The following is a 22,663-nucleotide window of genomic DNA, read 5'->3' on the forward strand; positions in this document are numbered from 1 at the left end:
CCACCAATCGCCACGGCCATTTCAGCGGCGCCGCAGGGCCGCCAAAGTCGCGACGATCTCGGCAAACAGCGGACGGGCGGCGATCGTTTCCTCGGCGCAGGCGGCCTGCAGTTCGGCCAGCGCTTGATGCCCAGCCAGCGAAGGATCGCAGCGCGCCAGCAGCTCCTCGAGCAGGCAGGCAAAGGCGCGTACTTCGATGCGCTGCAAGGCCTCGGCGACCGGGCGATCATCCGGCGCGAAGAACGAAGCGGCGCCAAAATCGCCGAGCAGCGCGGTTCCGTCAGCGCCATGCAGAATATTGTGGGCGTACAGGTCGCCATGCATGATGCCCCTGGCGTGCAGATGCTCGGCGGCCGAGGCGATACCGTGGGCGAGACGAAGAGCGGTGGCGAAGGCAAAGCGCCGATCGGCCGGATAGACGTCGCGCGTGCAGGATTCGAGGCTGGGCGGCCCGGCCAGATTGTCGAAGCTGGCGTCGATCAGCGCCATCACCAGGCCATGCGCCGCCGCGGGGTGCCGATCGACCTTGCCGAGCACCGGGATCAGATTGGCATGCCGGCCGGCGCCAAGGCAGGCGGTCATTTCCTTGAGCGGCAAGCCATCGCTGGTCAGTTCGCCTTTGAAAATTTTTACCGCGACGGCCTGCGGATTGTCATCGCCCAACCAGTCCGCCCGATGAATCACCCCGGAAGCGCCCTCACCCAGTTGCTGGCCCAGCTGCAGGTCGTCCCAGGCAATCGGCGCAATCGGCGCGCGCGCCAGCGACCGCTGTTCGGCGTCGGCGCAAAACGGATTGCCGGCATAAGCCAGCCAGCACAGGCGCGGCAGCGAAAGCAGCCAGGCCGGCAATGCCGTCAGCCGGTTGGCCGCGATGCGCAGCAATTCCAGGCGGCTGCAGGCGGCCATCTCGGGCGGCAGAGCGGTCAGTCGGTTGCCGGCCAGCATCAGCTTCTGCAGCTGCCGGCAGCGCCCGATTTCGGCCGGCAGTTCGGCGATCCGGTTGTCGGTCAGTATCAGCCAGCGCAGACCGGAGGGCAGCGCGGCGGCCGGCACCGTGCGAATCCGATTGGCCTTGAAACCGATCATGGTCAGCCGGGGGCACAGGCCAAGCACTGCGGGCAGTTCGGTGAACTGGTTGTCGGAGCAGAACAGGATGCGCAACCGGTGCAGGCGCGGCAGATCATCCGGCAGCGACGACAGCGCATTGCCCGACAAATCGAGGATTTCCAGCGTCTCGGCGAGTGCAAAGATCTCGCGCGGAAATTCGCTCAGGCCGCAGGCCAATTTAACCCGCCGGCTTCCGGCCAGTTCGCCGGTGCGCAGTTGTTCAAGAGTATTCAAGGGCATTCACATCATGTAAGAAGGCCCGCACTGGGCGGGCCTTCCTTATAAAAAAACCGACTGGCGTGGCGTTAAAGCAGTTCGGCCGGGATATTACCGCCGTTCTCAGCCAATTTCTGCAGCACGGTCTTGTGCAGCCACATATTCATCTGCGCCGAATCGCCCATCTTCTCGGCCGGGCAAGCCAGTTCGGATGCCAGCTCCTTGCGCGCGGCAAGGCTGCTGTCGAGACCGAGCAGTTTCAACAGATCGACGATCGATACCTTCCAGTTGAGTTTTTCGCCATGGGCGATCGCCAATGCCTCCAGCTTGGCCACGACGTCCACGCTGCTGATCACCACCGGGGCCACAGCCGGTACCGCCGGGCTTTCTGCCGCGCCAGGGGCCGCTGCGACGGGCTCTTCCTTCTTGTCGCCAAAGCCGAGTTTGGCCAGGATATTGCTAAAAATTCCCATATAAGTTCCTTTAATTTCAGATATTTATTGAAAACCCAGCGCTGTCCAAAACCATGCTGAACGCTTGTCCATGGTAGCCCCCTCGAAAGCGGGCGTCATCAATTTTATCCCGGAGGATTTCTCGTCTTCGGCCTTTGGTTTTCCAGATGTCGCTTTCCGACAGAGGACAAAAACCGACGGAGTTCGCCTTCGCCGACCGCCTTGAAGCCCGTCTCGCCGCTGCCCGCCGCGCCCTAAACCACCCGCAGCGCCTGTAGCGTTGCCAGATCGATGATCTCGGCGATGCGGTCGCCCAGCCCGGCGAGCACGCCGGCGTGTACCTGCGCCGCCGTAATCGTCTCGCCGCCCGGCCCCGGCAGGTCGCGTGTCGCGCTGGCATCGGCGACGATGGCGACCTTGTTGCCGCGATGGAAGGCTTCGCGCGCCGTCGAGTCGACGCAGTTGTGGGTCATGTAGCCGGCAAGCAGCAGGTTTTCGCTGCCCTTCGCCTGCAAGGCCTCGGCCAGTTCGGTGCCGGTGAAGGCCGAAGGCAGCTGCTTGTAAATCACCGTCTCGCCGGCCGCCGGCACCAGCCCGGCGAGCGGTTCGGCGCCGGGCGAGCCTTCGGCGAACAACAGGGAACCGGCCGGGGCGCGGTGCAGCACATGAATCACCGCAATGCCGGATTGCTCGGCCCAAGTGCGCAGGCGGCAGGCGATGGGCGTGACGCGCGCCTCGTCGGGCAAGGCTAGCGGGCCGCTGCAGTATTCGTGCTGGTAGTCGATCAGCAAGAGCGCGGTTTTCGCGGCCGGCAGCGTCGCCCCGGCCTGCAAACCGGGCGCGAGGCCGACGATCTGGCGCAAGGTCCGGGCGCTCATGCGGCACCTCCTGCTTGCTGGGCCGCCTCGCGCTCAAGCTTGCGCGCCGCCTGCGTGCGGCCATCGTAGCCCCAACTCGTGGCCGGCAGTTCGTGCAAGGCGACGTAGAGCGGTGCCGGCGATGCGGCAAAAGCCGCAGCCCACGGGCAGGCGGTGCGCGCGGCGGTCAACATCGCTTGCGCGGCAAAAATGAAATCCGCCTTTTCCGCCTCGCTGTTGCTGCCGGCGGTAATCAGCGCCTGCAGGCTGGCCGATGCGGCGAGCGCGGCGCCGCCGACGGCATGGCTGCCGGCCGGGGCCTGCGTCACGCTGACCACGGTCAGCGCCGCTTCCTTGCGCAGGATGCGCTGCATCAGTGCGGTGGTTTCCCGCTGCAGGGCTTGGATTGTGGCCGGCGCGGCAGCCGGGCCGCTGAGGACGATCTGGATCAAAGGCATGGGTTTCTCCTGTTGAATGCACGCCGCCATGATTGCAGCCGGGCTTTGTAGCTACAATCCATCAACTACATAACAGTTTGTTGCCCCATGGAAACAATCAACCCGCTCGACCATCTCTCCGATCTCGCCGTTTTCGTGCGCGTCGTCGATACGCAGGGCTTTTCGGCGGCGGCGCGCGCCATGGGGCTGACCAAATCGGGGGTCAGCAAGCGCATCAACCGCCTGGAAAAGCAGCTCGGGCTACGCCTCCTGCAGCGCACGACGCGCGCCATGTCGCTGACCGAGGCTGGCCGCGTACTTTACGAGCGCGCCGCGCAGGGCGTTGCGCTGCTCGATGAAAGCGCCCGCCTGGCCGCCGGCCTGGTCGAGGCGCCGCGCGGCATCCTGCGCGTCACCGCCTCGGTGACTTTCGGCAAGCTCTGCCTGGCGCCGCTGATCCCGGAATTCCTCGCCCGCTACCCGGAGATCGAACTGCAACTGACCCTGCTCGACCGCTTCGTCGATCTCGTCGAGGAAGGCTACGACGTCGCCCTGCGCCTGACCCGCACGCCGCCCGATCAGGTCGTCGCCAAGGCGCTGATGCCGGTGCGCTACCGCCTGTGCGCGGCAGCCGATTACCTGAAGGGCCGCATAATCGATACACCCGCCGACCTCGCCGGCCACAACTGCCTGCATTACGGCCTGCGCGAACTGGGCAGCGAATGGCGCTTCCAGCGGGCCGGCGAAGAGGCGCGGGTACGAGTCAAGAGCAATGTCGTGGTCAATAACAGCGAGGTCGTGCGCGACCTGCTGCTCGCCGGCCTGGGCATCGGCCTGGTCTGGAACTACGCCGTCGACCGCGAAATCGCCGACGGCCGCCTGGTTCCGCTGCTGCCCGACTGGTCACCGGTCGGCCCGTTCGGCCAGACGGCTTACGCGCTCTGGCTACCGCAGCCCCACCTGCCGCCGAAGACGCGCGTTTTCATCGACTTCCTGGCCGAACGCCTGCGCCAGACGCCGGCCTAGGCCGCAGCCGATTTCGCCCAATCTGGCTGCAAAGCCGCGATGTGCAGCATTTCCGCCTCGGCCACCCCGGCCATTGCGGCAAACTCGGGCCAGCGGGCGACGGCTTCCCTGATCTGTTGCAGGCGCTCGCGGGCATGGCGGATGTCGTAGGTTTTGGCGAGGGTGAGCAGGTCGTCGATGCCAATATCCCAGGTCTTGCCACCAACCTGCATCTGGTGCTGGCGCGTCCATTTGCCTTCGCCCGGATTGTGCGCGAAGCAGGTGTCGTAGGCCGGGGCGAGCCGCCACTGGCCGGTGCGATCCATCAGGAAACCGAAATTCTTCGTGTGGTCGTCGCAATTGACGATGGCGACATTGAAGGCGCAGCGCGCCCAGGCCTGCTCCAGCGCATCGGCGCCGAGGCGCAGGCCGAGCACGGTACGCAGGTACTGCTCGTAGCCGTGCACATAAGGCATGTTGAAATCGAGGTGCAGCAGGCCGCATAGCGACTGGGCGTGCAGCTTGTCGTTGCCGATCCGGTCGAAGCGCTGGGTCATGAAATGCGCCCGGCCACCCTCTTCGAGCAGGCGGCATTCGCTCATCTCGATGCCGGCCGCCGCAGCCATCAGGGCATGGGCGTATTCGATACGGCCAAAGCCGGCCGTCGTGCCGAGTTCGCCAACGCTGCCGACGTCGAACTTGAGCAGCCAGTGCTCGAAACCCTCCGGCACGTCGAATTGCCCGGAAACCACCTGATTGGCCTGGCGGTTCCAGCCGATCACCGCCTTGGCCCGCGCCCCGCCAGCCGAACTACCGATGTCGATGATGTCCTGGGCGACGCTCGAAAATTCGCCTTTCAAGGCGCGCCGCGCGTCCTCGACCAGGTGCGCCATGTCGAGCGGCAGGCTGGTAGCGGCGCCACGCAAGGTCTTTTCGGCCGGCTCGAACTCCAGCGCCCCCATGCTGCGCCGCCCGACGTAGAGCAGGCGCTGCAAACTGGTGATATCGCCGGGCAGGATGCCGCGCCGCGCCAGGTATTCGTCGATCAGTGCATTACCGAATTTGTCGGGCAGCGCATCGGCGAGCAGGCCAGGCAGACCGTGAAAAGTCTCCTGGGCCAGGGCCGGGAAGCTGAAGCGCCGCTTCGCCTTGAGCGGCATCTGGATGGGCGAGAGTTCCAACCCGTCCTTTACGAATTCCGGGGCATAGCTGAATTCGTAATAGCCGGGCTTGTTGCGCAACGGTGCCACGGCGCCGGCAAAGCGGCCCCATATATTGACCTGGACGGCGCGGATGTCTTCCATTGTTACTCCTTGCGCGAGCGCGGCGCGCGCTGGCGGACCCGGGCGGATTTTTTCTGCGCCGCGGCCAGCACATCGAGCGGGCTCGGGCTATCGGCATCGGGTACGAGATTCTGCAGACCGTCGAGCAGATCGAGGGCGCGCAGGATGGCGATCAGGTTGCGCAGCGTGATGGCGCCGGTTTTTTCGAAGCGCTTCAACGGCGTCAGACCGATGCCGCTCTTCTGTGCCAGATCGGCCTGGGTCAGCGCTGCACCGTTGGGCGAAACGCGCCAAGCCTTGAGACTGGCGGCCAGTTGTGCGGCCAGCTCGTCGTTGGTTAGCCGGTAAATATCCATAGCCTATTTTTAGGTCGTTAAGTTAAATCTGAACGCATTATGGACTAATTTTAGTTCACAAAAAACAGAACACGACAACAGATTTATTTTAGGCCATTAAGCAATAAAAACATATATAACAGGCTAATTTTGGACCATTAAATAGAAGCGAACACCCAGATTGCGCATCAGCGAAAGCGCTACCAAACCATTGCCGCCGCCGCCCTTCCGGCGGAATTGCCCTTGCCCGCCGCCGCCCTATGATAAATTTGCGCCCGACTTGATTCAGGACTTACCGCAACACCATGACCGACCAGCTCAATCTCTTCGATGCCAGCACCAAAGCGGCGACCGACGAACCGGAAACCGTCACCACAGAGGCCGCAGCGCAAACCGCAGCCCCCGCCGATCCGGCGCTCGCCGACCTGCCCGGTTTGCCGCCAGAAAGCGATACGGCCGTACCGCCCGCTCTGCCGCCCGCGGCGACCGGCCCGGCCGGCGACATTCCCTCGCCGGCCGATTACGCCGCCCGCCGCTACCTCGAATACGCGATGAGCGTTGTCACCGGCCGCGCCCTGCCCTCGGCCGCCGACGGCCAGAAGCCGGTGCAGCGCCGCATTCTCTACGCCATGCACCGGATGGGCCTGTACAAGAGCCCGCGCCATGTGAAGTCGGCGCGCGTCGTCGGTGACGTGATCGGTAAATACCACCCGCACGGCGATTCCTCAGTGTATGACGCGATGGTCCGCATGGCGCAGAACTGGAGCCTGCGTTACCCGATCGTCGATGGTCAGGGCAATTTCGGCTCGCGCGACGGCGACAACGCCGCCGCCATGCGCTACACCGAGGCCCGCCTGACGCCAATCGCCGAACTGCTGCTCGCCGAACTCGACGAAGGCACGGTCGACTGGAAGCCGAACTACGACGGCGCCAACGACGAGCCGGCCCTGCTCCCGGCCCGCCTGCCCTTCTGCCTGCTGAACGGCGCGTCCGGCATCGCGGTCGGCATGGCCACTGAAATCCCGGCCCACAACCTGCGCGAAGTGGCCAAGGCTGCCGTCGAAATCATCCGCAACCCGGATTTCTCCGAAGACGAAGTGCTGCGGCTGATTCCCGGCCCGGACTACCCGGGCGGCGCGCAGATCATCTCGACGCCGGAGGAAATCGCCGCCACCTACAAGAGCGGCCGCGGCAGCCTGCGCGTCCGTGCCAAGTGGAAGATCGAAAACCTGGCGCGCGGCCAGTGGAAGCTGGTGATTACCGAATTGCCGCCGGGCGTGTCGACCGCCACGGTACTGTCGGAAATCGAAGCCTGCTCCAACCCTGTGGCCAAGGAAAAGGCCGGCAAGAAAGTATTCACGCCGGAACAGCTCAACCTCAAGGCGGCCTTCCTGTCGTCCATTTCGGAAAACGGCGTGCGCGACGAATCGGGCAAGGAGCACGCCGTGCGCCTGGTCATCGAACCGGCCAGCTCGCGTCAGGGGCAGGACGATCTGGTGCGCATGCTGCTCGCCCATACCAGCCTGGAAACCAACGCCTCGATCAACCTGACCGTCCTTGGCGTCACCGGCTCGCCGCGCCAGGCCTCGCTGTACAGCATGATCGCTGAGTGGTGCCGCTTCCGGCTGAGCACCGTGCAGCGCCGCACGCGGCATCGCCTGACCGCCGCCGAAAAGCGCATCCACATCCTCGAAGGCCGCTTGGCCGTGCTGCTCGATATCGACCGGGTAATCAAGGTGATCCGCGAGTCGGACGATCCGAAGATTGATCTGATGGCGCATTTCAAGCTGTCCGAAATCCAGGCCGAAGACATTCTCGAAATCCGCCTGCGTCAGTTGGCGCGGCTGGAAGGCATCAAGATCGGCGAGGAACTGGCCAAGCTGCGGGCCGAAGCGGCCGGCCTGAACAAGCTGCTCGATTCGGAAAGCGAACTGCGCGCCTGCGTTGCCAGCGAAATCGAAGCCGACGCGAAGAAATACGGCGACGACCGCCGCACCTTCATCGAAGCGGCCGACAAGGTGACGATGTCGGATGCCAAGACGGTATCGATCGTCGATGAGCCGACCACGCTGATCGTCTCGAAACACGGCTGGCTGCGTTCGCGCCAGGGCCATCACATCGATCCGACCCAACTGACGTTCCGCTCCGGCGACAGCCTGCTCGCCTGCCTGCCCTGCCGGACGGTGGACAACCTGATCCTGCTCGACCACCTCGGGCGCGCCTATTCGATTCCCGCCGCCGACATTCCCGGCGGCAAGGGCGATGGCATTCCGGCCACCTCGCTGGCCGATTTCCAGGATGGCGGCAAGCCCTGCCTGGCCCAGGCCATCCGCAGCGAAACGTTCTACCTGGTGGCAGCCAGCGGCGGTTACGGTTTCCGCTGCAAAGGCGAAGACCTGCTGTCGCGCGGCAAGGCCGGCAAGGCCTTCATGAGCCTGCCGGAAGGCGATACGCCGGTCGTTTTCGCCCCCGCGCCGGCCGGTGAAATCGCCTGTCTGACCAAGGATGGCCGCGCGCTGGTGTTCAATGTCGAGGAAGTCCGGCTACTCGCCAAGGGTCGTGGCCTGAAGCTGATTGATGCGACGCCGGGCAAGGAAGCGCTGGAAGATATCGTGCCGGTGATTGACGGCGTGGCCGGCAAACTCAAGGGCGAGAAGCTCGCTGTCTGTCGCGGCCCGCGCGGCGGCAAGGGCAAGCGGGTCAGAGCCGGCCGCTGATCGGCAAATCCGCCGGTAGTTCGGCGTAGTCGCCACGCTGGCGACAGGCGTAAAAAAAGCCGGAGGAAACTCCGGCTTTTTTACTGCAGCAGAACAGTCTGCGTTTAGGCAGCCTTCTTGCCGGCAGCCTTCGGGGCAGCCACGTTGGCGGCCTTCAGGGTAGCTTGGGTAGCGGCGCTGACGCTTGCTTCGGCGACATCGGCAGCTTGCTTGGCGGCCTTGTTCAGACCTTCGTAAGCGGCGTTGGCCGACTTGATGGCGGACTTGACGGCAGCAACAGCGACTTCGGAACCAGCCGGAGCGGCAGCCAGGGCCTTTTCAACCAGACCGGAAACCTTGGCGTTGCCTTCGGCAACCTTGGTTTCAACTTCCTTGGCCAGCTTATCCTTGGTTTCGGCAGCGATCGAGATCACGTTGCGCGAGTATTCCAGGCCTTGCTCGATGGACGGAGCAGAGATGGCTTTCTGGATGGTGACGAAGGATTGAACATCCTTGGCGCCAAGCAGCGTGGTGATGTTGGCGATCGAAGCTTCGAACAGCGAACGGGTGGCGGCCAGGTTCAACAGGGCCAGACGCTCGAAACCTTCGAAGGTCGTATTGGCGAAGAACAGGGCGAAGTCGAAACCGGACTTGGTGAAATCTTGCGGCTTGGTGAACATGATGTGAATCTCCTGAGGGTTGGTAATCTGGGCAGTGATCGCATTGCTGCACTGCAACATGGAGTTCATTCTAGCCAACCCAATCTCAATGTCAAGAGATTTTTGGTGCACCGCACCAATTTCTAGCAACACCCGTCGAAGCCTGTATTCACGCCGTTTTCCGGCCAGCGGAAACGGTTTAGCTCATTCCGTATCGAGTCCCAGGCGGGCCAGAATCGCCGTCATCGCCTCGGCCGCACCGAGCGGTAGGTAGTAGTCGACGACATCGCTGAGCTGCGTCCGCGACGGGTTGATTTCCACCGTAGGAATGCCGCTCCCCGCCGCGAAGACGACCGGCTGGTTGATATAGGGAAAAACGCTGGAGGTACCGATGCTGAACACAATGTCGAAGCCGTCCTGCAAGGCATCGATGAAGCGGTCTAGCTTGGCCTCGGGCAAAGCCTCGCCGAACAGCACGATTTTCGGCCGCAGGACCGCGCCGCATTCCGGACAACACGGCGGCACGGCCCGCCCGCTGTAATCCGGGGCGGCCTCGCTGAAGCGGCAGGCGGTACAGACCAATTCATGCAGATTGCCGTGGATCTCGATGATGTCGTGGCTGCCGGCCAGCCGGTGCAGACCATCGACGTTCTGGGTAAACACCATCACCCGGTCGAGATAGTCGTCGAGCGTGGCGATCGCGCGGTGCGCAGCATTCGGCTGCGCACCGCGGCAGTTTTCCTCGATCTGGATCAGGTACTTCCAGGTAATGTCGGGGCGGACCGCGAAGACTTCGCCGGACAGCGCCTCTTCGATGCGCAAGCCCTCCTCGGTCGCCTCGCTGTCGTACAGGCCGCCGACGCCGCGATAGGTGGGCAGCCCGGAATCCGCGGAAATGCCGGCGCCGGTGATGAACAAGGCGCTGCGCGCCTGACGGAGGTGCTCGGCAACGGCGTCGAGCGCCGCTTCGGTCGATGAGGAATAGGTAGTCACGTCGGGATCAGCAGCATTCTGGCCGGTTGGCCGGGGTTTCGGAATCCCCGCTTTATAACCCCCGGAAATCAAAAAAGCCACCCGCCGGCACGGCAAGTTTCATCAGTTTGCACTAATATGCTTTGTACTGCTGCGGCAGACCTACCAATCAATCAAACCTGAAGCGATGGACCTGGACAGCCTGACCGAACTCCTCGGCGAAAAAACGATAATCACGCTGACTGGCCTGAGCATCGGCGTATTTTTCGGCATTTTTGCTCAACGCTCGCGCTTCTGCCTGCGCTCGGCGGTCGTCGAGTTCTGGAATCGTCAGGGCACCACCCGGCTGTCCGTCTGGCTTTTCGCGTTCTCCAGCGCGGTGATCGCCACCCAGTTGTTCATCAGCGTCGGCTGGCTCGATGTCAGCCAGGCCCGCCAGCTGGCCGCCACCGGCAGTCTGTCCGGCGCGCTGATCGGCGGCTTGCTGTTCGGGATCGGGATGATCCTCGCCCGTGGCTGTTCCAGTCGCATGCTGGTGCTCGCCGCCAACGGCAATCTGCGCGCCCTGCTCACCGGTCTGATCTTTGCCGTGGTCGCCCAGGCCTCGCTGAGCGGTCTGCTCTCGCCGCTGCGCAGCTGGCTGTCCAGCCTCTGGACGATTGACGGTGGCGGAGCCCGCGATCTGCTTGCCACCTTCCATCTCGGCCACCCCGGCGGCGTGATTTTCGGCCTGATCTGGCTGGCCGCCGCCATTTATTTCGCCCGCCGCGCCCAGTTGGGCTGGCGCGAACGCCTGGGCGGTAGCGGCGTCGGCCTGACCATTGCCTTCGCCTGGCTAGCGACCTACCAGATCGGGACGCAGTCCTTCGAGATCGTTCCGGTGCAAAGCCTGAGCTTCACCGGCCCATCGGCCGACGTGCTGATGCTGGTCCTGTCGCCACCCGGCCAGCCCTGGAATTTCAACATCGGGCTGGTCCCCGGCGTTGTCCTCGGATCTTTTCTCGCCGCCCTGTGGGGGCGCGAACTGAAGCTCGAAGGCTTCAAGGATGGGCACAGCATGCGCCGCTATATCGCTGGCGCGGTCTGCATGGGCTTCGGCGGCATGCTAGCCGGCGGTTGCGCGGTCGGTGCCGGGGTTTCCGGTGCTTCCGTGTTTGCGCTGACCGCCTGGCTGGCGCTGATCGGCATGTGGGCCGGCGCCGGTCTGGCCAACGCCGCTCTCGACAAGCCGGAGCCGGATCGGCTACCGGCCCTGCAGCCCTGATCGCACCCCGACACACCGGGCCCGGCATCAGGCAGTAAAAACACTCAGATTTTAAGGATTCGCTGAATCCCGGGAGCCGAAGCTTCCGGGATTGCGCGCTTGGCGCTCAGTGCGAAAAGTACATTCGTGCCCTGTCGAGCTTATACGTCCACGGCAGATTCGCATTCTTCCAGCCATTGACCACGCGTTGTCCGGCCTTGCTGCCGGCCTTCGCGGTATCGCCTTCAAAGCCTTCCGGGACGCCATAGACCTTGGTGTAGCCGGCTGCCTGCAGACGATCCTGCGCCTTGGAGCTACGGTCGCCGGAACGGCAGATCAGGATGATCGTCGCCTCCTTGCCCAGCCCCATGGCCTTCAGGCGACGCTCCAGTTCCGGCACAAAATCCTGGTTCGGTTCGAGCTTGTACATGAAGCGCTTGTCGTCCCAGTCACTCATCAACTCCGGGTGCTCAACAAACGGCACCAGTGCGTCGGCGTCGCTCGGCCAGCCGACGTACATTGCCTCGGCCCGGGTGCGGATATCGAAGAAGGCGATGCCTTGCGGATCCTTTTTCTTCATCTCGTAAGCCTGTTGCGGCGTCAGGTAGAGGCCGAGTTTCGACTTCTTGGCCTCCGGTAGCTGGTTCCAGTCGGTGCTGCTCGGCGCCCAGTCGGCGGCCAGTGCCACCGATAAGACGGCGAGCAGACCGACTGCCAGCCAACGCTTGAAGGTGACCCTGACCATCAGGCCATCCCCGGATTATTGGCAGCGCCTTTCAGCGTCGGCAGATTGAGATTGACCGGTTTGACCGTCTTGATGTCGCGCAGATACTTGGCGACCACATCCCAGATCGGTTCGCCGGCATTCTTCGCCTCTTCGGAAACCGGTGCCCAGCCGGCCACCTTGTAGGTCTTGTCCGGATCGATCAGCTTGCCCTTGAGCATCATGTTCTGGATGCGGCTACCCATTTTCGCCGTCGGATCGCAGGTCCATTGCAGGCCGCCGACACGCACCATGTCGCCACCCTGCTGGTAGTAGGGATCGGGGTTGAACAGGTTGTCGCAGACGTCTTCGAGCACCGTCTTGATCATCTCGCCGCTCATGTTGCTCACCGTCGTCCACGGATAGGTGATCGCCGTCTGGTCGAGCACGTGTTCCATCAGGATCGGCTGTCCCGGCAGCAGCGAGGTACCCCAGCGGAAGCCCGGCGAGAAGGCGATTTCGGCATCCTTGACCTTGAGCAGCGAGTCGAGGATGACTTGGTCGAAAGTACCGTTGAAGTTGCCACGCCGATAGAGCAGGCCCTCAGTGACGGCCAGCTTTTCGTTGAGCTTGGACAGGTAGGGCGCGCGTGCCTTGTCGATCAGCGTCTGCATGTCGCGGTCGGCCGGCAGCAGGTTGGCGAAGACGGGCAGCAGCTTGTAGCGGTAATCGGCAATTTTGCCGTTCTTGACGTCGAAATCGAGCACGCCAAGGTATTTGCCGTTCGAGCCGGCATTGGTGACCAGCGTCTGGCCACCGGCATTTTTGACGACGACCGGGGCCGGCATGCCGTCATGGGTGTGGCCACCAAGGATGGCATCGATGCCTTTGACGCGCGAAGCCATCTTGAGGTCGACGTCCATGCCGTTGTGCGAGAGGACGACGACAACCTGCGCACCAGCCGCGCGGGCTTCGTCGACGGTCTTCTGCATGTTCTCTTCCTGGATGCCGAAGCTCCAGTTCGGCGTCTGCCAGCGCGGGTTGGCGATCGGCGTGTAGGGGAAGGCCTGGCCGATGATGGCGACCGGCACGCCATTCATTTTCTTCATCACGAAGGGCTTGAATACGGCATCGCCGAAGTCGGCAGTCTTGACGTTCTGGGCGACGATGTCGATGTGGCCGGCGAAATCCTTTTCCTCGATTTCCTTGACGCGAGCCTCGCCGTAGGTCGATTCCCAGTGCAGGGTCATGACATTGACGCCGAGCGCCTTGCAGGCATCGACCATGTCCTGCGCATTGCTCCACAACGCCGTGCCGGAGCCTTGCCAGGTATCGCCGCCGTCGAGCAGCAGCGCGCCGGGACGATTGGCTTTCATGCGCTTGACCAGCGTTGCCAAATGGGCAAAACCGCCGACCTTGCCGTAGGTTTCGGCGGCTTTTTCGAAATTCAGATAGCTGTAGGCGTGCGCCTCGATGCTGTTCGGCTTGAAGCCGAAGTGCTTGAGCAAGTTGTCGCCGACCAGGTGCGGCACCTTGCCGAACTGGTCACCGAAGCCGAGATTGACGTTCGGCTCGCGAAAATAGATGGGCAACAGCTGGGCATGACAGTCGGTGATATGCAGCAGGCTGACATTGCCGAACTTGGGCAGGTCATAGAGCTTGGCCGCCCCCTTTTCAGCCAGGGCAAGGTCACTGTGCAACGACATGCCGCCCGCCGCGGCTACGGCCATTACCTGAAGAAACTCCCGACGATTCATGCTCATATGTGTTCCTTGAAAAATATTCGCAGTCGCTAGTCCCTAGTTGCTAGTCACTAGCTAACGACTAGCGACTAACAGCTAACGACTAGCGACTAATAACTAACAACTAGTCTTTATTGACCGGCGATTCCGGATCGATCAGGAAAGCCACGATGTGGGTGATCTGCTCCGGCGTAAGCCAGTTGTGCAAGCCGAAACGCGGCATGTTGGTACAGGCCGTGAAGGCATTCGAGTTGTAGATCTTGTCGTAGACGTACTTGATGTTCTCTTCCGAGCCGCCGCGCACCTTGCCGAACTGCTTCAGGCTGGGGCCGATGGTGCCGTAGGCCAGTTCTTTCTTGGCCAGTTCATGACAGGCATAGCAGTTGCCACCACGCACCCGGCCGGCCGGATCGGGCTGGATGAAGCCGATATGTCCGCCAGTACCGACGGCGGCCAGCTTCTCGCCTTCCTTCCAGTCGCCGATCAGCTTGCCGTCCACCGGATAACGGATGGTTGCAGCATTCAGCTTTTCCAGCTTCTCACCGACCTTGCGCGGCGGATTGTCGCGGTACTCGCCGCAGGTCTTCATCGTTTCGTCCTGGTCGAGACGGGTCATCCAGTACTTCGGATTCTCGGCCTTGAAGGAGGCACGGAACATCTGCTCGGCTTCCTTGGCGAACTTGCCGCCCGGCGCTTCGGCCAGGGCAGAACCGCTGATGGCGGCGGCCAACAGGCCAAAAAGGGCTGTTTTAAGTTTCATGGTCATCCCCTTTTAGCGCTTGATTCCCGGCGTTTCCATGACGGTGCCGGTTGCAGTTTTTTGCAGGAAGGTTTCCAGCGCGATCACCGAATCGGCCAGATAGTTCGGTTCAGGCCAGCGGGCCTGGCGCATGCAGTCGATCAGGCGACGCTGCATGGTCCACACCGCGCCTTGCGACACGCGATAGGACGGCCAGGTTTTCATCGCGAACCCGGCACCTTCCTTGGTCGTCAGATTGCCGAGGTCCTGCAGGCGGATGCGCTTGCCTTCCTGGCCATGGCAGATCGAGCAGGAAAAATCCTGCGGCCCGGAACGGCGGTAGAAGATGTACTCGCCCATCTTGGCCATCTTGGCTTCTTCCGGATGCGTCGCCGGCACGTTGATCGGCTTGCCGTTCGACTTGGCGCCGATGAAGGTCACCAGGGCCTCGATGTCGGACTCCTTGCCCGGCTTCGAATACCATTGTTTGGTGACTTCTTCCGGCTTGAAACCTTGCAGGGTCACCATGCAATGCACCAAGCGGGATTCGGCATCCATCACCTTGTTGGTGTCCTTGAAGTACTTCGGCAACTGGGCATAGGCGCCGTCCAGCTTGCCCGGGCCGAGGCCCATGTCGCACTGTTCCAGTGAGGCGTTCTTCGGGCCGCGTTTCTCGGTCCACAGGCCTTCGCCCTTGACTTCGAAGAGGTCGGCCGGATTGCCGTCAGCCAGTGCCTCACGGTACTTGGCCAGCTCATCGGCGACCTTGCTGTCCTGCGCTGCGGCGCTGCCGATAAGGGCTGTAGCGACCGCCGCACCGAGCAGCGTTCTGACAAATCGTTGGATCATTTTCATATCTCCAGGGGACCACGTTCAGGCGGCGGCGGACTGCGCCGCCTTACCACCGAATATCATGTCTCAGGCTACGACCGCTTCATCGCTGCGGCTATCGCCCTTGTTGTCCTTCCAGGAGACGACAATCTTGTCGCCCTTGGCGCCACCAGCGAACTTGAATGCCAGGTAGGGGTTCTTCGATACCGACGGACCAAACTCGCTGCTCAGCACGACCTTGTCGTTGTGCTTGGCGGTCAATTCGGTAATGAACCAGGCCGGCACGATGGCGCCAGCCGAATCCTTGCGCTGGCCGGTTTCCATTTCGTGACTCATCAGGATTTTTACTTCGGTTACGCCGTCCTTGTTGGCGGCGCGGATTTTCATCGGATTTGCCATGTATATCTCCTAAAAACAGTTGTTAGTTGCTAATGACTAGCGACTGCTTCTCAGCCGCCGCAACCGCCGAGGGTGACCTTGATTTCCTTGGTGGCCATGAAGAACTTGCCATCCGACTTGACCAGCGCATAGACGTTGGACGTCTGGCCCATCTTGACGCGGGTCTGGACGTTGGCCTGAGTGCCTTCGGGCAGCGTGAAGCTGGCGGCCAGCGCATTCGGGTTCTTTTCGATCAGGATGGCGACCATGCTGACATTGGGCAGCGTCGAGCCGACACCGACCGGCACGACGGCGCCGTTTTCGGCGATATCCGGACCGGTGACCTGGACATCCTTGCTGTCGACCGGGTTCGCGCCCAGAGCCTTCAGCGTATCGGCCATGCTCTTGGCGTCAAAAGCCGCCTTGTTCCAGTCGGCCAGAGCCATGCCCGGCTTGATCAGGCCGGCAGCCGCGAGCACGGTAAGCAGTGCGGCACCGGAGCCGGATTTCAGTACGTTACGACGTTGATTGTTCATGACTTCTCCTCTGTGAAAATGATCTGATTCGATTACTTCGCGCCGGACAGAATCCACTTGACCAGTGTCTTCAAGTCCTCATCCGGCAAATGACCGTTCGGCGGCATCGGAATCGAACCCCAGACGCCCTGCCCGCCAGCCTTGACCTTGGCAACCAGCCGCTCCTCGGCATCGGCCTGATCCTTGTAACGGGCCACCACCTCGCTGTAGCCGGGACCGACGATCTTGTTCTTCAGTCCGTGGCAGGCCATGCAGCCGCTCTTCGTCGCCAGCTCCAGCGTGCCGGCATCGGCCGCCTTCTTGGCGGCTTCCGGGCCGATCGTCCGGGTGCCGCGCACCGGACCGAAATTGCGGTTCTGGTCGGCCAGTTCGCCGTGCGCGGTACGGGCATACTCGGGCAGCGTCGAGCCGATCAGCACTTCGCTCTTGCAGTTCTTCATGCAGGCGACGTTCTTGGTATCCGGCTTGCCGCCGTTGCCGATGCCGCCCTTCTTGGCTGCGGCGCCGGGCCACAGACCGTGGTCGGTGGTCATGCCATTGCGGTTGGGCAGCAGCTTCTGGACATCGGCAATATTCTTGTCGGACAGCACGAAGTCGGCCGGCACCATCTCGGAAAGATTCAGCAGGTAGGCGAGAATGGCGTAGACCTCGTCCGGTTTCAGCGACTTCGGCGAAGTCCAGGGCATGGCGCGCTGGATGTAGTCGAAGACCGTGGAAATGGTCGCCACCTTGGTGAACGTCGTGCGCTGCGGCAGTTCGCCGGAAGACAGGCCCTTGACCCGGCCGGTCTTCATGTCGTCCTTGCTGGTACCGCCGACCAGCGGCGTGAACACTTCGTTCGATTCGCCGAACGAGCCGTGGCAGGAAGCACATTTCTCCTCGAACAGCTCCTGGCCGCGATCGACCGAACCCGAGCCCTTGGGCAGACCCTTGAAATCCGGCCGCACGTCGATGTCCCAGGCCTTCACTTCGGCCGGCGTTGCCGGACGGCCGACGCCGCTGTAGTTATCGAAGGCCAAGCCGGCGGACGATGCGGCGGCCAGAGCCAGAACAAGGATGGTCTTAGCACCACCAAGGCCAAGGCTGGCACTAGAGAACCTGAACATTGCTGACCTCCCCGCTTTCGATGACTTTCCACGATTGAATCGCGTTGTTGTGATAGATCGACTTGGTGCCTCGGACGGCCCGCAGTTGGCCATAGCTTGGCTGGACATAACCGGTTTCGTCGATGGCCCGCGATTGCAGGATGGCCGGTTTGCCGTCCCACACCCAGTTGGTGTTGAAACGGGTCAGCGCCTTGTTCTGGATCGGTCCTTCGAGACGCGCCGTCTGCCAGTTGATGCCGCCGTCGAAGGAGACATCGACCTGCTTGATGCGGCCACGACCGGACCAGGCGAGGCCGGAGACGTTGTAGAAACCCTTGTCGAGCAGCGTCTGGCCGCCGGACGGCGTGGTGATCACCGACTTGGCTTCCTGGATCGAGCTGTACTGGCGATGCAGGCCGCTCGGCAGGAGGTCGATGTAATGCACCGCTTCGTCCTTGGTGGCGTAAGGCTTGTCACCGACTTCGATGCGGCGTAGCCACTTGACCCAGGACACGCCCTGGACGCCGGGTACCACCAGACGCAGCGGATAGCCGTTTTCCGGACGCAGCATTTCGCCGTTCTGGCCGTAGGCGACAAACACTTCGCCGGATTCGACCATTTCCATCGGAATGGTGCGCGTCATCGAGGAGCCATCGGCGCCTTCGGCTAGCACATAGCGGGCCTTCTTGTAATCGACGCCGCAATCTTCCAGCAGCAGCTTGAGCGGCACGCCGGTGAATTCGGAACAGGACAGCATGCCGTGCGTGTATTGCACGGTCGGCACGGCCACGTTGCCCCACTCCAGACCGGTGTTCGCACCGCATTCGATGAAGTGGATGCGCGACACGGACGGCAGGCGCATCAGCTCGTCCAGCGTATAGACCTTGGCCTTCTTGAGCAGGGAATCATCCGAACCATTAACCATCAGGCGATGCTTGGACGGATCGATGTCGTGCCAGCCCTGGTGATGCCGCTCAAAATGCAGTCCGGACGGCGTGATGATGCCGAACAGGCCCTGCAGCGGACAAAACGATACCGAAGCGCCACCGACCCGGGCCAGACCTGGCGATTCACGGCGCAGCAACTGGCTTTCATATTGCGAAGGTGTGCCATAGGGGCGCGTTGCCACCGGCTGCCCGAGCGTCGTCGACCAGGTCGGCAACTCGAGGATATTTGCATCGCCTTCGCTGGCCCGTGCCACCATCGGAGCCGCCATGGCTGCACCGGCGACCATGAAGCTCTTGCGCAGAAAATCCCGCCGGCCAGTGGCAACCGCCTTGACCTGCTCTTCCGAGAGAAAGTTTTCTGGCGCGGGCCGTAGCCGACCAGGTTTTTTGACGCTATCACTCATAGAGATCAACCCCTCCGTTCATATATCTAGACGATTTCAATTTGTTACTGCCACGCCCAGCTCATCGCCAAGATCACGGCTTGCCACCGTGACGCTCACGGTCCGGCAGATATCGACAAAATTTGGATCAACCACGCGGTACAAGACCGACGTCCCCTCGCGCCGACGCTCGACCACACCCGCCCGATAGAGAATGTTCAGGTGCCGGGAAATGTTGGCCTGCGTCAAACCGATGCGCTCCACAACCTCATTCACCGGACGCTCCTCGGCGCAGAGGCAGGAAAGGATGCGCAGGCGCGTCGGATCGGCCAGCAAGCTGAAATACTGGGCAACCTGCTCGAATACGTGAATGGTCTCGTCCATGCTGTTTCTTGATTTGGATCAGGAAACAATTTATAAGCCAACGTCTATATAGTCAACTACTTATATTGTTGCGGCGCAGCATGCATTTTTCCAAAAAGGCCTATAACCTTCAGCCTGCGCTGTTACGCCACTTGGCTATATGACGTATAAAAAACAAACCAGAGGAGATGTCTCGATGAAACTGATACACACTGTTGCAGCTTTTGGCCTGCTCGCCGCGGTCAGCGCCTCGCAGGCTGCTGACCCCAATCTGGGTCGCAATCTGGCTGCCACCTGCGCCAATTGCCATGGCACCAACGGCCATGCGCTCAAGGGCGCCGGCCTCGACCCCCTGGCCGGCATGGAAAAAGCCAAGACCCTGCAAAAGCTGGCCGAGTTCAAGAGCGGCGACAAACCCGCCTCGATCATGCACCAGATATCCAAGGGCTATACCGACGAACAGCTCGATCTGATCGCCACCTATTTCGCCGCGCAAAAGTAAGGGGAACACAACATGATGCTGATGAAACGACGTGATTTCCTGAAGGTCGGTGCAACTGCCGGCGCGCTGGCTTCGCTCTACGGCTGTGCCGGCGGCAACAAGGCCAGCGGCCATGTGGTGGTGGTGGGCGGCGGCTACGGTGGCGCGACAGTGGCCAAATACCTGCGGATGTGGAGTGAAGGCGGCGTCCAGGTAACGCTGATCGAACGCAACCCGACCTTCATTTCCTGCCCGATTTCCAATCTGGTCATTGGCGGCACCAAAACCATGGCCGACATTACCGTCAGCTATGACAATCTGAAGAGCAAATGGGGCATCCGCGTCATCCAGGACGATGTGCTTGCCGTCGACAGCGGAAAACGCACCGTTACCCTGAAGACTGGCGGCACCATGAGCTACGACCGGCTGGTGCTCTCCCCCGGCGTCGATTTCATGTTCGACCAGATTCCCGGCCTGAACAATGCCGATGCCCAGGGCAAAATCCTGCATGCTTGGAAAGCCGGCCCGCAGACCGTCGCCCTGCGCCAGCAACTGGAGAGCATGAAGGACGGCGGCACCTACGCCATCTCCATCCCCAAGGCCCCGTACCGTTGCCCGCCCGGACCTTACGAACGGGCCTGCCTGGTCGCCGACTACTTCAAGCAAAACAAGCCGAAATCGAAGGTCGTCATTCTCGACGCCAACGAAGACGTGACCTCCAAGAAAGGCTTGTTCACCAAGGCCTGGAGCGACCTCTACAAGGGCATCATCGAGTACCGCAACAACAGCGAGGTCAAGGATGTCGAGGTCGGCAGCAATACCGCCGTGTTGGAGTTCGACAAGTTCAAGGCCGACGTGCTGAACATCATTCCGCCGCACCGCGCCGGTGACATCGCCGCCAAGTCCGGCTTGAAATTGATCAACAACCGCTGGGTCGATATCAACTGGCTGAGCATGGAGTCGACCAACACGCCGGGCGTTCACGTTCTCGGCGATGCCATTTTCCCGGCCCCGACCATGCCGAAATCGGGTCACATGGCGAACCAGCACGGCAAGCTCGCCGCCGCGGCAATCCTCAACCTGCTCGCCGGCCAGGAACCGAATCCGGCACCGGTGGTAATGAACACCTGCTACAGCTTCGTCGATGCCAAGAACGTCATCCACGTTTCGTCCGTCCATCAGTACGATGCGGCGACCAAGCTGGTGCAACCGGTGAAAGGCGCCGGCGGCGTGTCGGCGGCACGGAATGAACTGGAAGGCAAGGTTGCCCTCGGTTGGGCTAAGAACATCTGGGCCGACATGCTGGCCTGAGTTTTCCCTGCCCCAACAACAAAGGCCGCGCAATGCGGCCTTTCTTTATGTCGATCCAGCAATCAATCGAGCGTTGCGATGTACTCGGCCACCGCATGCCGCTCCAGCTCGGAAAGCTTGGAAGCGACGGTGTGCATGACCGCATTGTCGTTGGTCCGCTCGCGGCTGTTGAATTGCTTGAGCTGGTCTTCGGTATAACGCGGATGCTGCCCGGCCAGTCGCGGCAACTGGGGCGTCCCCAGACCTTTCGCCCCGTGACAGGTGGCACAGGCCGGCAAACCGGAGAACTGGTTACCGCGATTGAAGACATATTTGCCGACGGCCAGCAGCTCAGCATCCTTGGCCGGACGCGCACTGGCCTTCTTGGCCTCGAAGAACGCGCCAAGCGCCTTCATTTCGGCCGGCGTCAAATCTTCAGCCTGCGGCTTCATGGTGTCGCTCTTGCGCTTGCCGGACTTGAATTCGCCAAGTTGTTTGGCAATGTATTCAGAGTGCTGGCCAGCCAGCCGCGGGAAAACCGGACTCGCCGATTCGCCTTCCAAGCCGTGACAGAGGAAGCAGCGACCGCCAACGATCTCTTCGGCCCTGGCCAGATCGGCGCGCTGATCGGCCAGCACCGGCCAGGCCAAAAATGCGGCCAGCGCCCCTACGCCCCAAAAAAACCCTTGTTTTGTCCCCACGTGTGCTCCCCTTCCAGCCATAAAATATTGGTACATTATTAAATGTTAATTCGCTTACGCTGAGCTTTCAATCCGGCAAAGAATCGCCGCGGCGGCTAGTGAGCGAGCGAATAAACGTAGACCCAATTCATGCGTGGCGTGAACATTGCCACACAAATTCAGGAGATGCCGATGAACCGACGCCGCTTTCTTCAGAGTTCCGCGGCCTTGTCGCTGCTGACTGCCGCTGACTTCGCGCCCTGGCAAGCAATAAGCGCCTTTGCCAGAGAGCTGGATGATTTTGTGCGCGGGCCGGCAGTCAAGGATCACCCGCTGCGCCAAGTGTCCAAACATGTCTGGATGATCTTTTCGCCGGACGGTTTCCCGACCCCCGAAAACCAAGGAATGATGTGCAACATTACCTTCGTCGATACCGCCGAGGGGCTGGTCGTCGTTGACTCCGGCACTTCGGTGCAGATCGGCGAAATGGCTATCCGGCAGATCAGGAAGGCTTTCAACAAGCCAGTCATCGCCATCATCAACACGCATTACCACGGCGACCACTGGCTGGGTAACCATGCCTATGTCGACGCCTACGGCGACAGCCTGCCGCTTTACGCTCACCCCGGCACGATCCAGGCGATTCAGGGCGTTCAGGGCAACATGTGGCGGACGCTGATGGAGCAATGGACCAATCAGGCAACCATCGGCACACGCGTGGTCCCGCCCAGGTTGCCGCTGAAAAACGGTGACGAACTGAAATTCGGCGACGTCACCTTGCGGATGCACCATTTCGGCGTCGTGCATACGCCTTACGACTTGTGCGTCGAGGTGCTGGAAGACGGCGTAACGCTGATTGGCGATGTCGCCATGGACCACCGCATTGCCAACATGGATGACGGTTCCTATCTCGGCACCTTCAAAGCCTACGACAGTCTGGAAAAGATGGGTAGTCGGATCTGGTTGCCCGGGCACGGCGAACCAGGCGCCGGTGTGCTCAAATGGAACCGTCGACTGTTCGAAGGGATCTACCAACCCTGCGAGCAAGCCATCAAGGACGGCCTGGCGCTTGAGGAAACCAAGGCAAGGGTTCTCAAGGACCCACGCGTGTCCAGTCAGGCACGCGACACCAAAGGTTTCGAGACCAACATCGGCAAATATGTCAGTCTCGCCTATCTGGAAGCCGAGGCGGCCGGCTTCTAAGAGCCGCCGCCCCATCTATCATTCGATTCAAGGAGACGCC

24 protein-coding genes are annotated in these 22,663 nt (G+C 61.9%); 6 read left to right on the top strand and 18 right to left on the bottom strand.

Annotation, left to right across the window (positions count from 1 at the left end):
- Positions 1 to 21: 21 nt before the first annotated feature.
- The 4 genes from ACLIKD_RS10045 to ACLIKD_RS10060 all read right to left on the bottom strand — a co-directional run bounded on the left by ACLIKD_RS10045 (position 22) and on the right by ACLIKD_RS10060 (position 3,090).
- The gene (locus ACLIKD_RS10045) at positions 22 to 1,347 is read right to left on the bottom strand and encodes a leucine-rich repeat-containing protein kinase family protein (RefSeq protein WP_428828214.1); all 1,326 of its coding nucleotides are present in this window, start codon (positions 1,345 to 1,347) and stop codon (positions 22 to 24) included.
- Between the two features lie 65 nt (positions 1,348 to 1,412).
- Positions 1,413 to 1,796, bottom strand: a complete 384-nt coding sequence (locus ACLIKD_RS10050) for a DUF3597 domain-containing protein (protein WP_428828215.1) — start codon at positions 1,794 to 1,796, stop codon at positions 1,413 to 1,415.
- A 233-nt stretch (positions 1,797 to 2,029) separates the two neighbouring features.
- On the bottom strand, positions 2,030 to 2,653 hold the full coding sequence (locus ACLIKD_RS10055; protein WP_428828216.1) for a cysteine hydrolase family protein: 624 nt from the start codon (positions 2,651 to 2,653) through the stop codon (positions 2,030 to 2,032).
- On the bottom strand, positions 2,650 to 3,090 hold the full coding sequence (locus ACLIKD_RS10060) for a tautomerase family protein (protein ID WP_428828217.1): 441 nt from the start codon (positions 3,088 to 3,090) through the stop codon (positions 2,650 to 2,652). Before ACLIKD_RS10060 ends, ACLIKD_RS10055 begins: the two co-directional genes overlap by 4 nt.
- A gap of 87 nt (positions 3,091 to 3,177) precedes the next feature.
- Here ACLIKD_RS10060 and ACLIKD_RS10065 point away from each other — a divergent pair, with 87 nt between their 5' ends.
- Entirely contained in the window at positions 3,178 to 4,095 is a 918-nt protein-coding gene (locus ACLIKD_RS10065; RefSeq protein ID WP_428828218.1) for a LysR family transcriptional regulator, read from the top strand.
- On the opposite strand, the gene ACLIKD_RS10070 is transcribed toward ACLIKD_RS10065, so the two are convergent.
- On the bottom strand, positions 4,092 to 5,378 hold the full coding sequence (locus tag ACLIKD_RS10070) for a type II toxin-antitoxin system HipA family toxin (RefSeq protein ID WP_428828219.1): 1,287 nt from the start codon (positions 5,376 to 5,378) through the stop codon (positions 4,092 to 4,094). The two genes, ACLIKD_RS10065 and ACLIKD_RS10070, sit on opposite strands and share 4 nt — an antisense overlap.
- 2 nt (positions 5,379 to 5,380) lie before the next feature.
- Positions 5,381 to 5,713: a hypothetical protein gene (locus ACLIKD_RS10075; protein ID WP_428828220.1), complete on the bottom strand. Its 333-nt coding sequence runs from the start codon at positions 5,711 to 5,713 to the stop codon at positions 5,381 to 5,383.
- A 284-nt stretch (positions 5,714 to 5,997) separates the two neighbouring features.
- Between ACLIKD_RS10075 and parC the strand changes: the two genes are divergently transcribed.
- Entirely contained in the window at positions 5,998 to 8,409 is a 2,412-nt protein-coding gene (gene parC, locus ACLIKD_RS10080; RefSeq protein ID WP_428828221.1) for a DNA topoisomerase IV subunit A, read from the top strand.
- 104 nt (positions 8,410 to 8,513) lie between these two features.
- Here parC and phaP read toward each other — a convergent pair whose 3' ends face one another.
- Entirely contained in the window at positions 8,514 to 9,137 is a 624-nt protein-coding gene (phaP, locus tag ACLIKD_RS10085) for a TIGR01841 family phasin (RefSeq protein WP_226415994.1), read from the bottom strand.
- Positions 9,138 to 9,251: 114 nt separating this feature from the next.
- Entirely contained in the window at positions 9,252 to 10,040 is a 789-nt protein-coding gene (locus ACLIKD_RS10090; RefSeq protein WP_428828222.1) for an NAD-dependent deacylase, read from the bottom strand.
- A gap of 166 nt (positions 10,041 to 10,206) precedes the next feature.
- Here ACLIKD_RS10090 and ACLIKD_RS10095 point away from each other — a divergent pair, with 166 nt between their 5' ends.
- Positions 10,207 to 11,283 carry a YeeE/YedE family protein gene (locus ACLIKD_RS10095; protein ID WP_428828223.1) on the top strand — a complete coding sequence of 359 codons (1,077 nt, stop codon included), beginning with the start codon at positions 10,207 to 10,209 and terminating at the stop codon, positions 11,281 to 11,283.
- 106 nt (positions 11,284 to 11,389) lie between these two features.
- On the opposite strand, the gene ACLIKD_RS10100 is transcribed toward ACLIKD_RS10095, so the two are convergent.
- From ACLIKD_RS10100 to ACLIKD_RS10140, 9 genes are all read right to left on the bottom strand, one after another.
- Positions 11,390 to 12,007, bottom strand: coding sequence for a rhodanese-like domain-containing protein (locus ACLIKD_RS10100; RefSeq protein ID WP_428828224.1), 618 nt, complete (start codon positions 12,005 to 12,007; stop codon positions 11,390 to 11,392).
- Entirely contained in the window at positions 12,007 to 13,728 is a 1,722-nt protein-coding gene (soxB, locus tag ACLIKD_RS10105; protein ID WP_428828225.1) for a thiosulfohydrolase SoxB, read from the bottom strand. Before soxB ends, ACLIKD_RS10100 begins: the two co-directional genes overlap by 1 nt.
- Positions 13,729 to 13,831: 103 nt before the next feature.
- Positions 13,832 to 14,467, bottom strand: a complete 636-nt coding sequence (soxX, locus tag ACLIKD_RS10110) for a sulfur oxidation c-type cytochrome SoxX (RefSeq protein ID WP_428828226.1) — start codon at positions 14,465 to 14,467, stop codon at positions 13,832 to 13,834.
- Between the two features lie 12 nt (positions 14,468 to 14,479).
- Positions 14,480 to 15,295, bottom strand: a complete 816-nt coding sequence (soxA, locus tag ACLIKD_RS10115; RefSeq protein ID WP_428828227.1) for a sulfur oxidation c-type cytochrome SoxA — start codon at positions 15,293 to 15,295, stop codon at positions 14,480 to 14,482.
- Between the two features lie 69 nt (positions 15,296 to 15,364).
- Entirely contained in the window at positions 15,365 to 15,676 is a 312-nt protein-coding gene (soxZ, locus tag ACLIKD_RS10120; RefSeq protein WP_226416018.1) for a thiosulfate oxidation carrier complex protein SoxZ, read from the bottom strand.
- Between the two features lie 50 nt (positions 15,677 to 15,726).
- The gene (gene soxY / locus ACLIKD_RS10125) at positions 15,727 to 16,191 is read right to left on the bottom strand and encodes a thiosulfate oxidation carrier protein SoxY (protein WP_226416021.1); all 465 of its coding nucleotides are present in this window, start codon (positions 16,189 to 16,191) and stop codon (positions 15,727 to 15,729) included.
- 32 nt (positions 16,192 to 16,223) lie between these two features.
- The gene (locus ACLIKD_RS10130; RefSeq protein WP_428828228.1) at positions 16,224 to 17,297 is read right to left on the bottom strand and encodes a c-type cytochrome; all 1,074 of its coding nucleotides are present in this window, start codon (positions 17,295 to 17,297) and stop codon (positions 16,224 to 16,226) included.
- Positions 17,281 to 18,627: a sulfite dehydrogenase gene (soxC, locus tag ACLIKD_RS10135; RefSeq protein ID WP_428828229.1), complete on the bottom strand. Its 1,347-nt coding sequence runs from the start codon at positions 18,625 to 18,627 to the stop codon at positions 17,281 to 17,283. The genes ACLIKD_RS10130 and soxC overlap by 17 nt, the downstream gene beginning before the upstream one ends.
- A gap of 36 nt (positions 18,628 to 18,663) precedes the next feature.
- Entirely contained in the window at positions 18,664 to 18,990 is a 327-nt protein-coding gene (locus tag ACLIKD_RS10140; RefSeq protein ID WP_428828230.1) for an ArsR/SmtB family transcription factor, read from the bottom strand.
- Between the two features lie 175 nt (positions 18,991 to 19,165).
- Between ACLIKD_RS10140 and ACLIKD_RS10145 the strand changes: the two genes are divergently transcribed.
- Both ACLIKD_RS10145 and ACLIKD_RS10150 read left to right on the top strand, forming a co-directional pair.
- Positions 19,166 to 19,471, top strand: coding sequence for a c-type cytochrome (locus tag ACLIKD_RS10145; protein WP_428828231.1), 306 nt, complete (start codon positions 19,166 to 19,168; stop codon positions 19,469 to 19,471).
- A 12-nt stretch (positions 19,472 to 19,483) separates the two neighbouring features.
- Positions 19,484 to 20,761: an FCSD flavin-binding domain-containing protein gene (locus ACLIKD_RS10150; protein WP_428828232.1), complete on the top strand. Its 1,278-nt coding sequence runs from the start codon at positions 19,484 to 19,486 to the stop codon at positions 20,759 to 20,761.
- 62 nt (positions 20,762 to 20,823) lie between these two features.
- Here the strand turns inward: ACLIKD_RS10150 and ACLIKD_RS10155 are convergent, their stop codons facing one another.
- The gene (locus tag ACLIKD_RS10155; RefSeq protein ID WP_428828233.1) at positions 20,824 to 21,441 is read right to left on the bottom strand and encodes a c-type cytochrome; all 618 of its coding nucleotides are present in this window, start codon (positions 21,439 to 21,441) and stop codon (positions 20,824 to 20,826) included.
- A gap of 171 nt (positions 21,442 to 21,612) precedes the next feature.
- Here ACLIKD_RS10155 and ACLIKD_RS10160 point away from each other — a divergent pair, with 171 nt between their 5' ends.
- The gene (locus tag ACLIKD_RS10160; protein ID WP_428828234.1) at positions 21,613 to 22,623 is read left to right on the top strand and encodes an MBL fold metallo-hydrolase; all 1,011 of its coding nucleotides are present in this window, start codon (positions 21,613 to 21,615) and stop codon (positions 22,621 to 22,623) included.
- The last annotated feature ends 40 nt before the right edge of the window (positions 22,624 to 22,663 follow it).

Origin of the sequence: Azonexus sp. IMCC34842 (assembly GCF_050368855.1) — a bacterium.
Lineage (GTDB): Bacteria > Pseudomonadota > Gammaproteobacteria > Burkholderiales > Rhodocyclaceae > Azonexus > Azonexus denitrificans_A.

What these genes read in the sequence shown, in the direction of transcription:
- parC (WP_428828221.1), top strand. Translation starts at nt 5,998, where the DNA reads ATGACCGACCAGCTCAATCTCTTCGATGCCAGCACCAAAGCGGCGACC.
- ACLIKD_RS10100 (WP_428828224.1), bottom strand. Translation starts at nt 12,007, where the DNA reads ATGGTCAGGGTCACCTTCAAGCGTTGGCTGGCAGTCGGTCTGCTCGCC.
- ACLIKD_RS10095 (WP_428828223.1), top strand. Translation starts at nt 10,207, where the DNA reads ATGGACCTGGACAGCCTGACCGAACTCCTCGGCGAAAAAACGATAATC.
- ACLIKD_RS10070 (WP_428828219.1), bottom strand. Translation starts at nt 5,378, where the DNA reads ATGGAAGACATCCGCGCCGTCCAGGTCAATATATGGGGCCGCTTTGCC.
- phaP (WP_226415994.1), bottom strand. Translation starts at nt 9,137, where the DNA reads ATGAACTCCATGTTGCAGTGCAGCAATGCGATCACTGCCCAGATTACC.
- soxZ (WP_226416018.1), bottom strand. Translation starts at nt 15,676, where the DNA reads ATGGCAAATCCGATGAAAATCCGCGCCGCCAACAAGGACGGCGTAACC.
- soxC (WP_428828229.1), bottom strand. Translation starts at nt 18,627, where the DNA reads ATGAGTGATAGCGTCAAAAAACCTGGTCGGCTACGGCCCGCGCCAGAA.
- ACLIKD_RS10065 (WP_428828218.1), top strand. Translation starts at nt 3,178, where the DNA reads ATGGAAACAATCAACCCGCTCGACCATCTCTCCGATCTCGCCGTTTTC.
- soxA (WP_428828227.1), bottom strand. Translation starts at nt 15,295, where the DNA reads ATGATCCAACGATTTGTCAGAACGCTGCTCGGTGCGGCGGTCGCTACA.
- ACLIKD_RS10050 (WP_428828215.1), bottom strand. Translation starts at nt 1,796, where the DNA reads ATGGGAATTTTTAGCAATATCCTGGCCAAACTCGGCTTTGGCGACAAG.
- ACLIKD_RS10045 (WP_428828214.1), bottom strand. Translation starts at nt 1,347, where the DNA reads ATGCCCTTGAATACTCTTGAACAACTGCGCACCGGCGAACTGGCCGGA.
- ACLIKD_RS10160 (WP_428828234.1), top strand. Translation starts at nt 21,613, where the DNA reads ATGAACCGACGCCGCTTTCTTCAGAGTTCCGCGGCCTTGTCGCTGCTG.
- ACLIKD_RS10145 (WP_428828231.1), top strand. Translation starts at nt 19,166, where the DNA reads ATGAAACTGATACACACTGTTGCAGCTTTTGGCCTGCTCGCCGCGGTC.
- ACLIKD_RS10060 (WP_428828217.1), bottom strand. Translation starts at nt 3,090, where the DNA reads ATGCCTTTGATCCAGATCGTCCTCAGCGGCCCGGCTGCCGCGCCGGCC.
- ACLIKD_RS10075 (WP_428828220.1), bottom strand. Translation starts at nt 5,713, where the DNA reads ATGGATATTTACCGGCTAACCAACGACGAGCTGGCCGCACAACTGGCC.
- ACLIKD_RS10055 (WP_428828216.1), bottom strand. Translation starts at nt 2,653, where the DNA reads ATGAGCGCCCGGACCTTGCGCCAGATCGTCGGCCTCGCGCCCGGTTTG.
- ACLIKD_RS10130 (WP_428828228.1), bottom strand. Translation starts at nt 17,297, where the DNA reads ATGTTCAGGTTCTCTAGTGCCAGCCTTGGCCTTGGTGGTGCTAAGACC.
- ACLIKD_RS10150 (WP_428828232.1), top strand. Translation starts at nt 19,484, where the DNA reads ATGATGCTGATGAAACGACGTGATTTCCTGAAGGTCGGTGCAACTGCC.
- soxB (WP_428828225.1), bottom strand. Translation starts at nt 13,728, where the DNA reads ATGAGCATGAATCGTCGGGAGTTTCTTCAGGTAATGGCCGTAGCCGCG.
- ACLIKD_RS10140 (WP_428828230.1), bottom strand. Translation starts at nt 18,990, where the DNA reads ATGGACGAGACCATTCACGTATTCGAGCAGGTTGCCCAGTATTTCAGC.
- soxY (WP_226416021.1), bottom strand. Translation starts at nt 16,191, where the DNA reads ATGAACAATCAACGTCGTAACGTACTGAAATCCGGCTCCGGTGCCGCA.
- soxX (WP_428828226.1), bottom strand. Translation starts at nt 14,467, where the DNA reads ATGAAACTTAAAACAGCCCTTTTTGGCCTGTTGGCCGCCGCCATCAGC.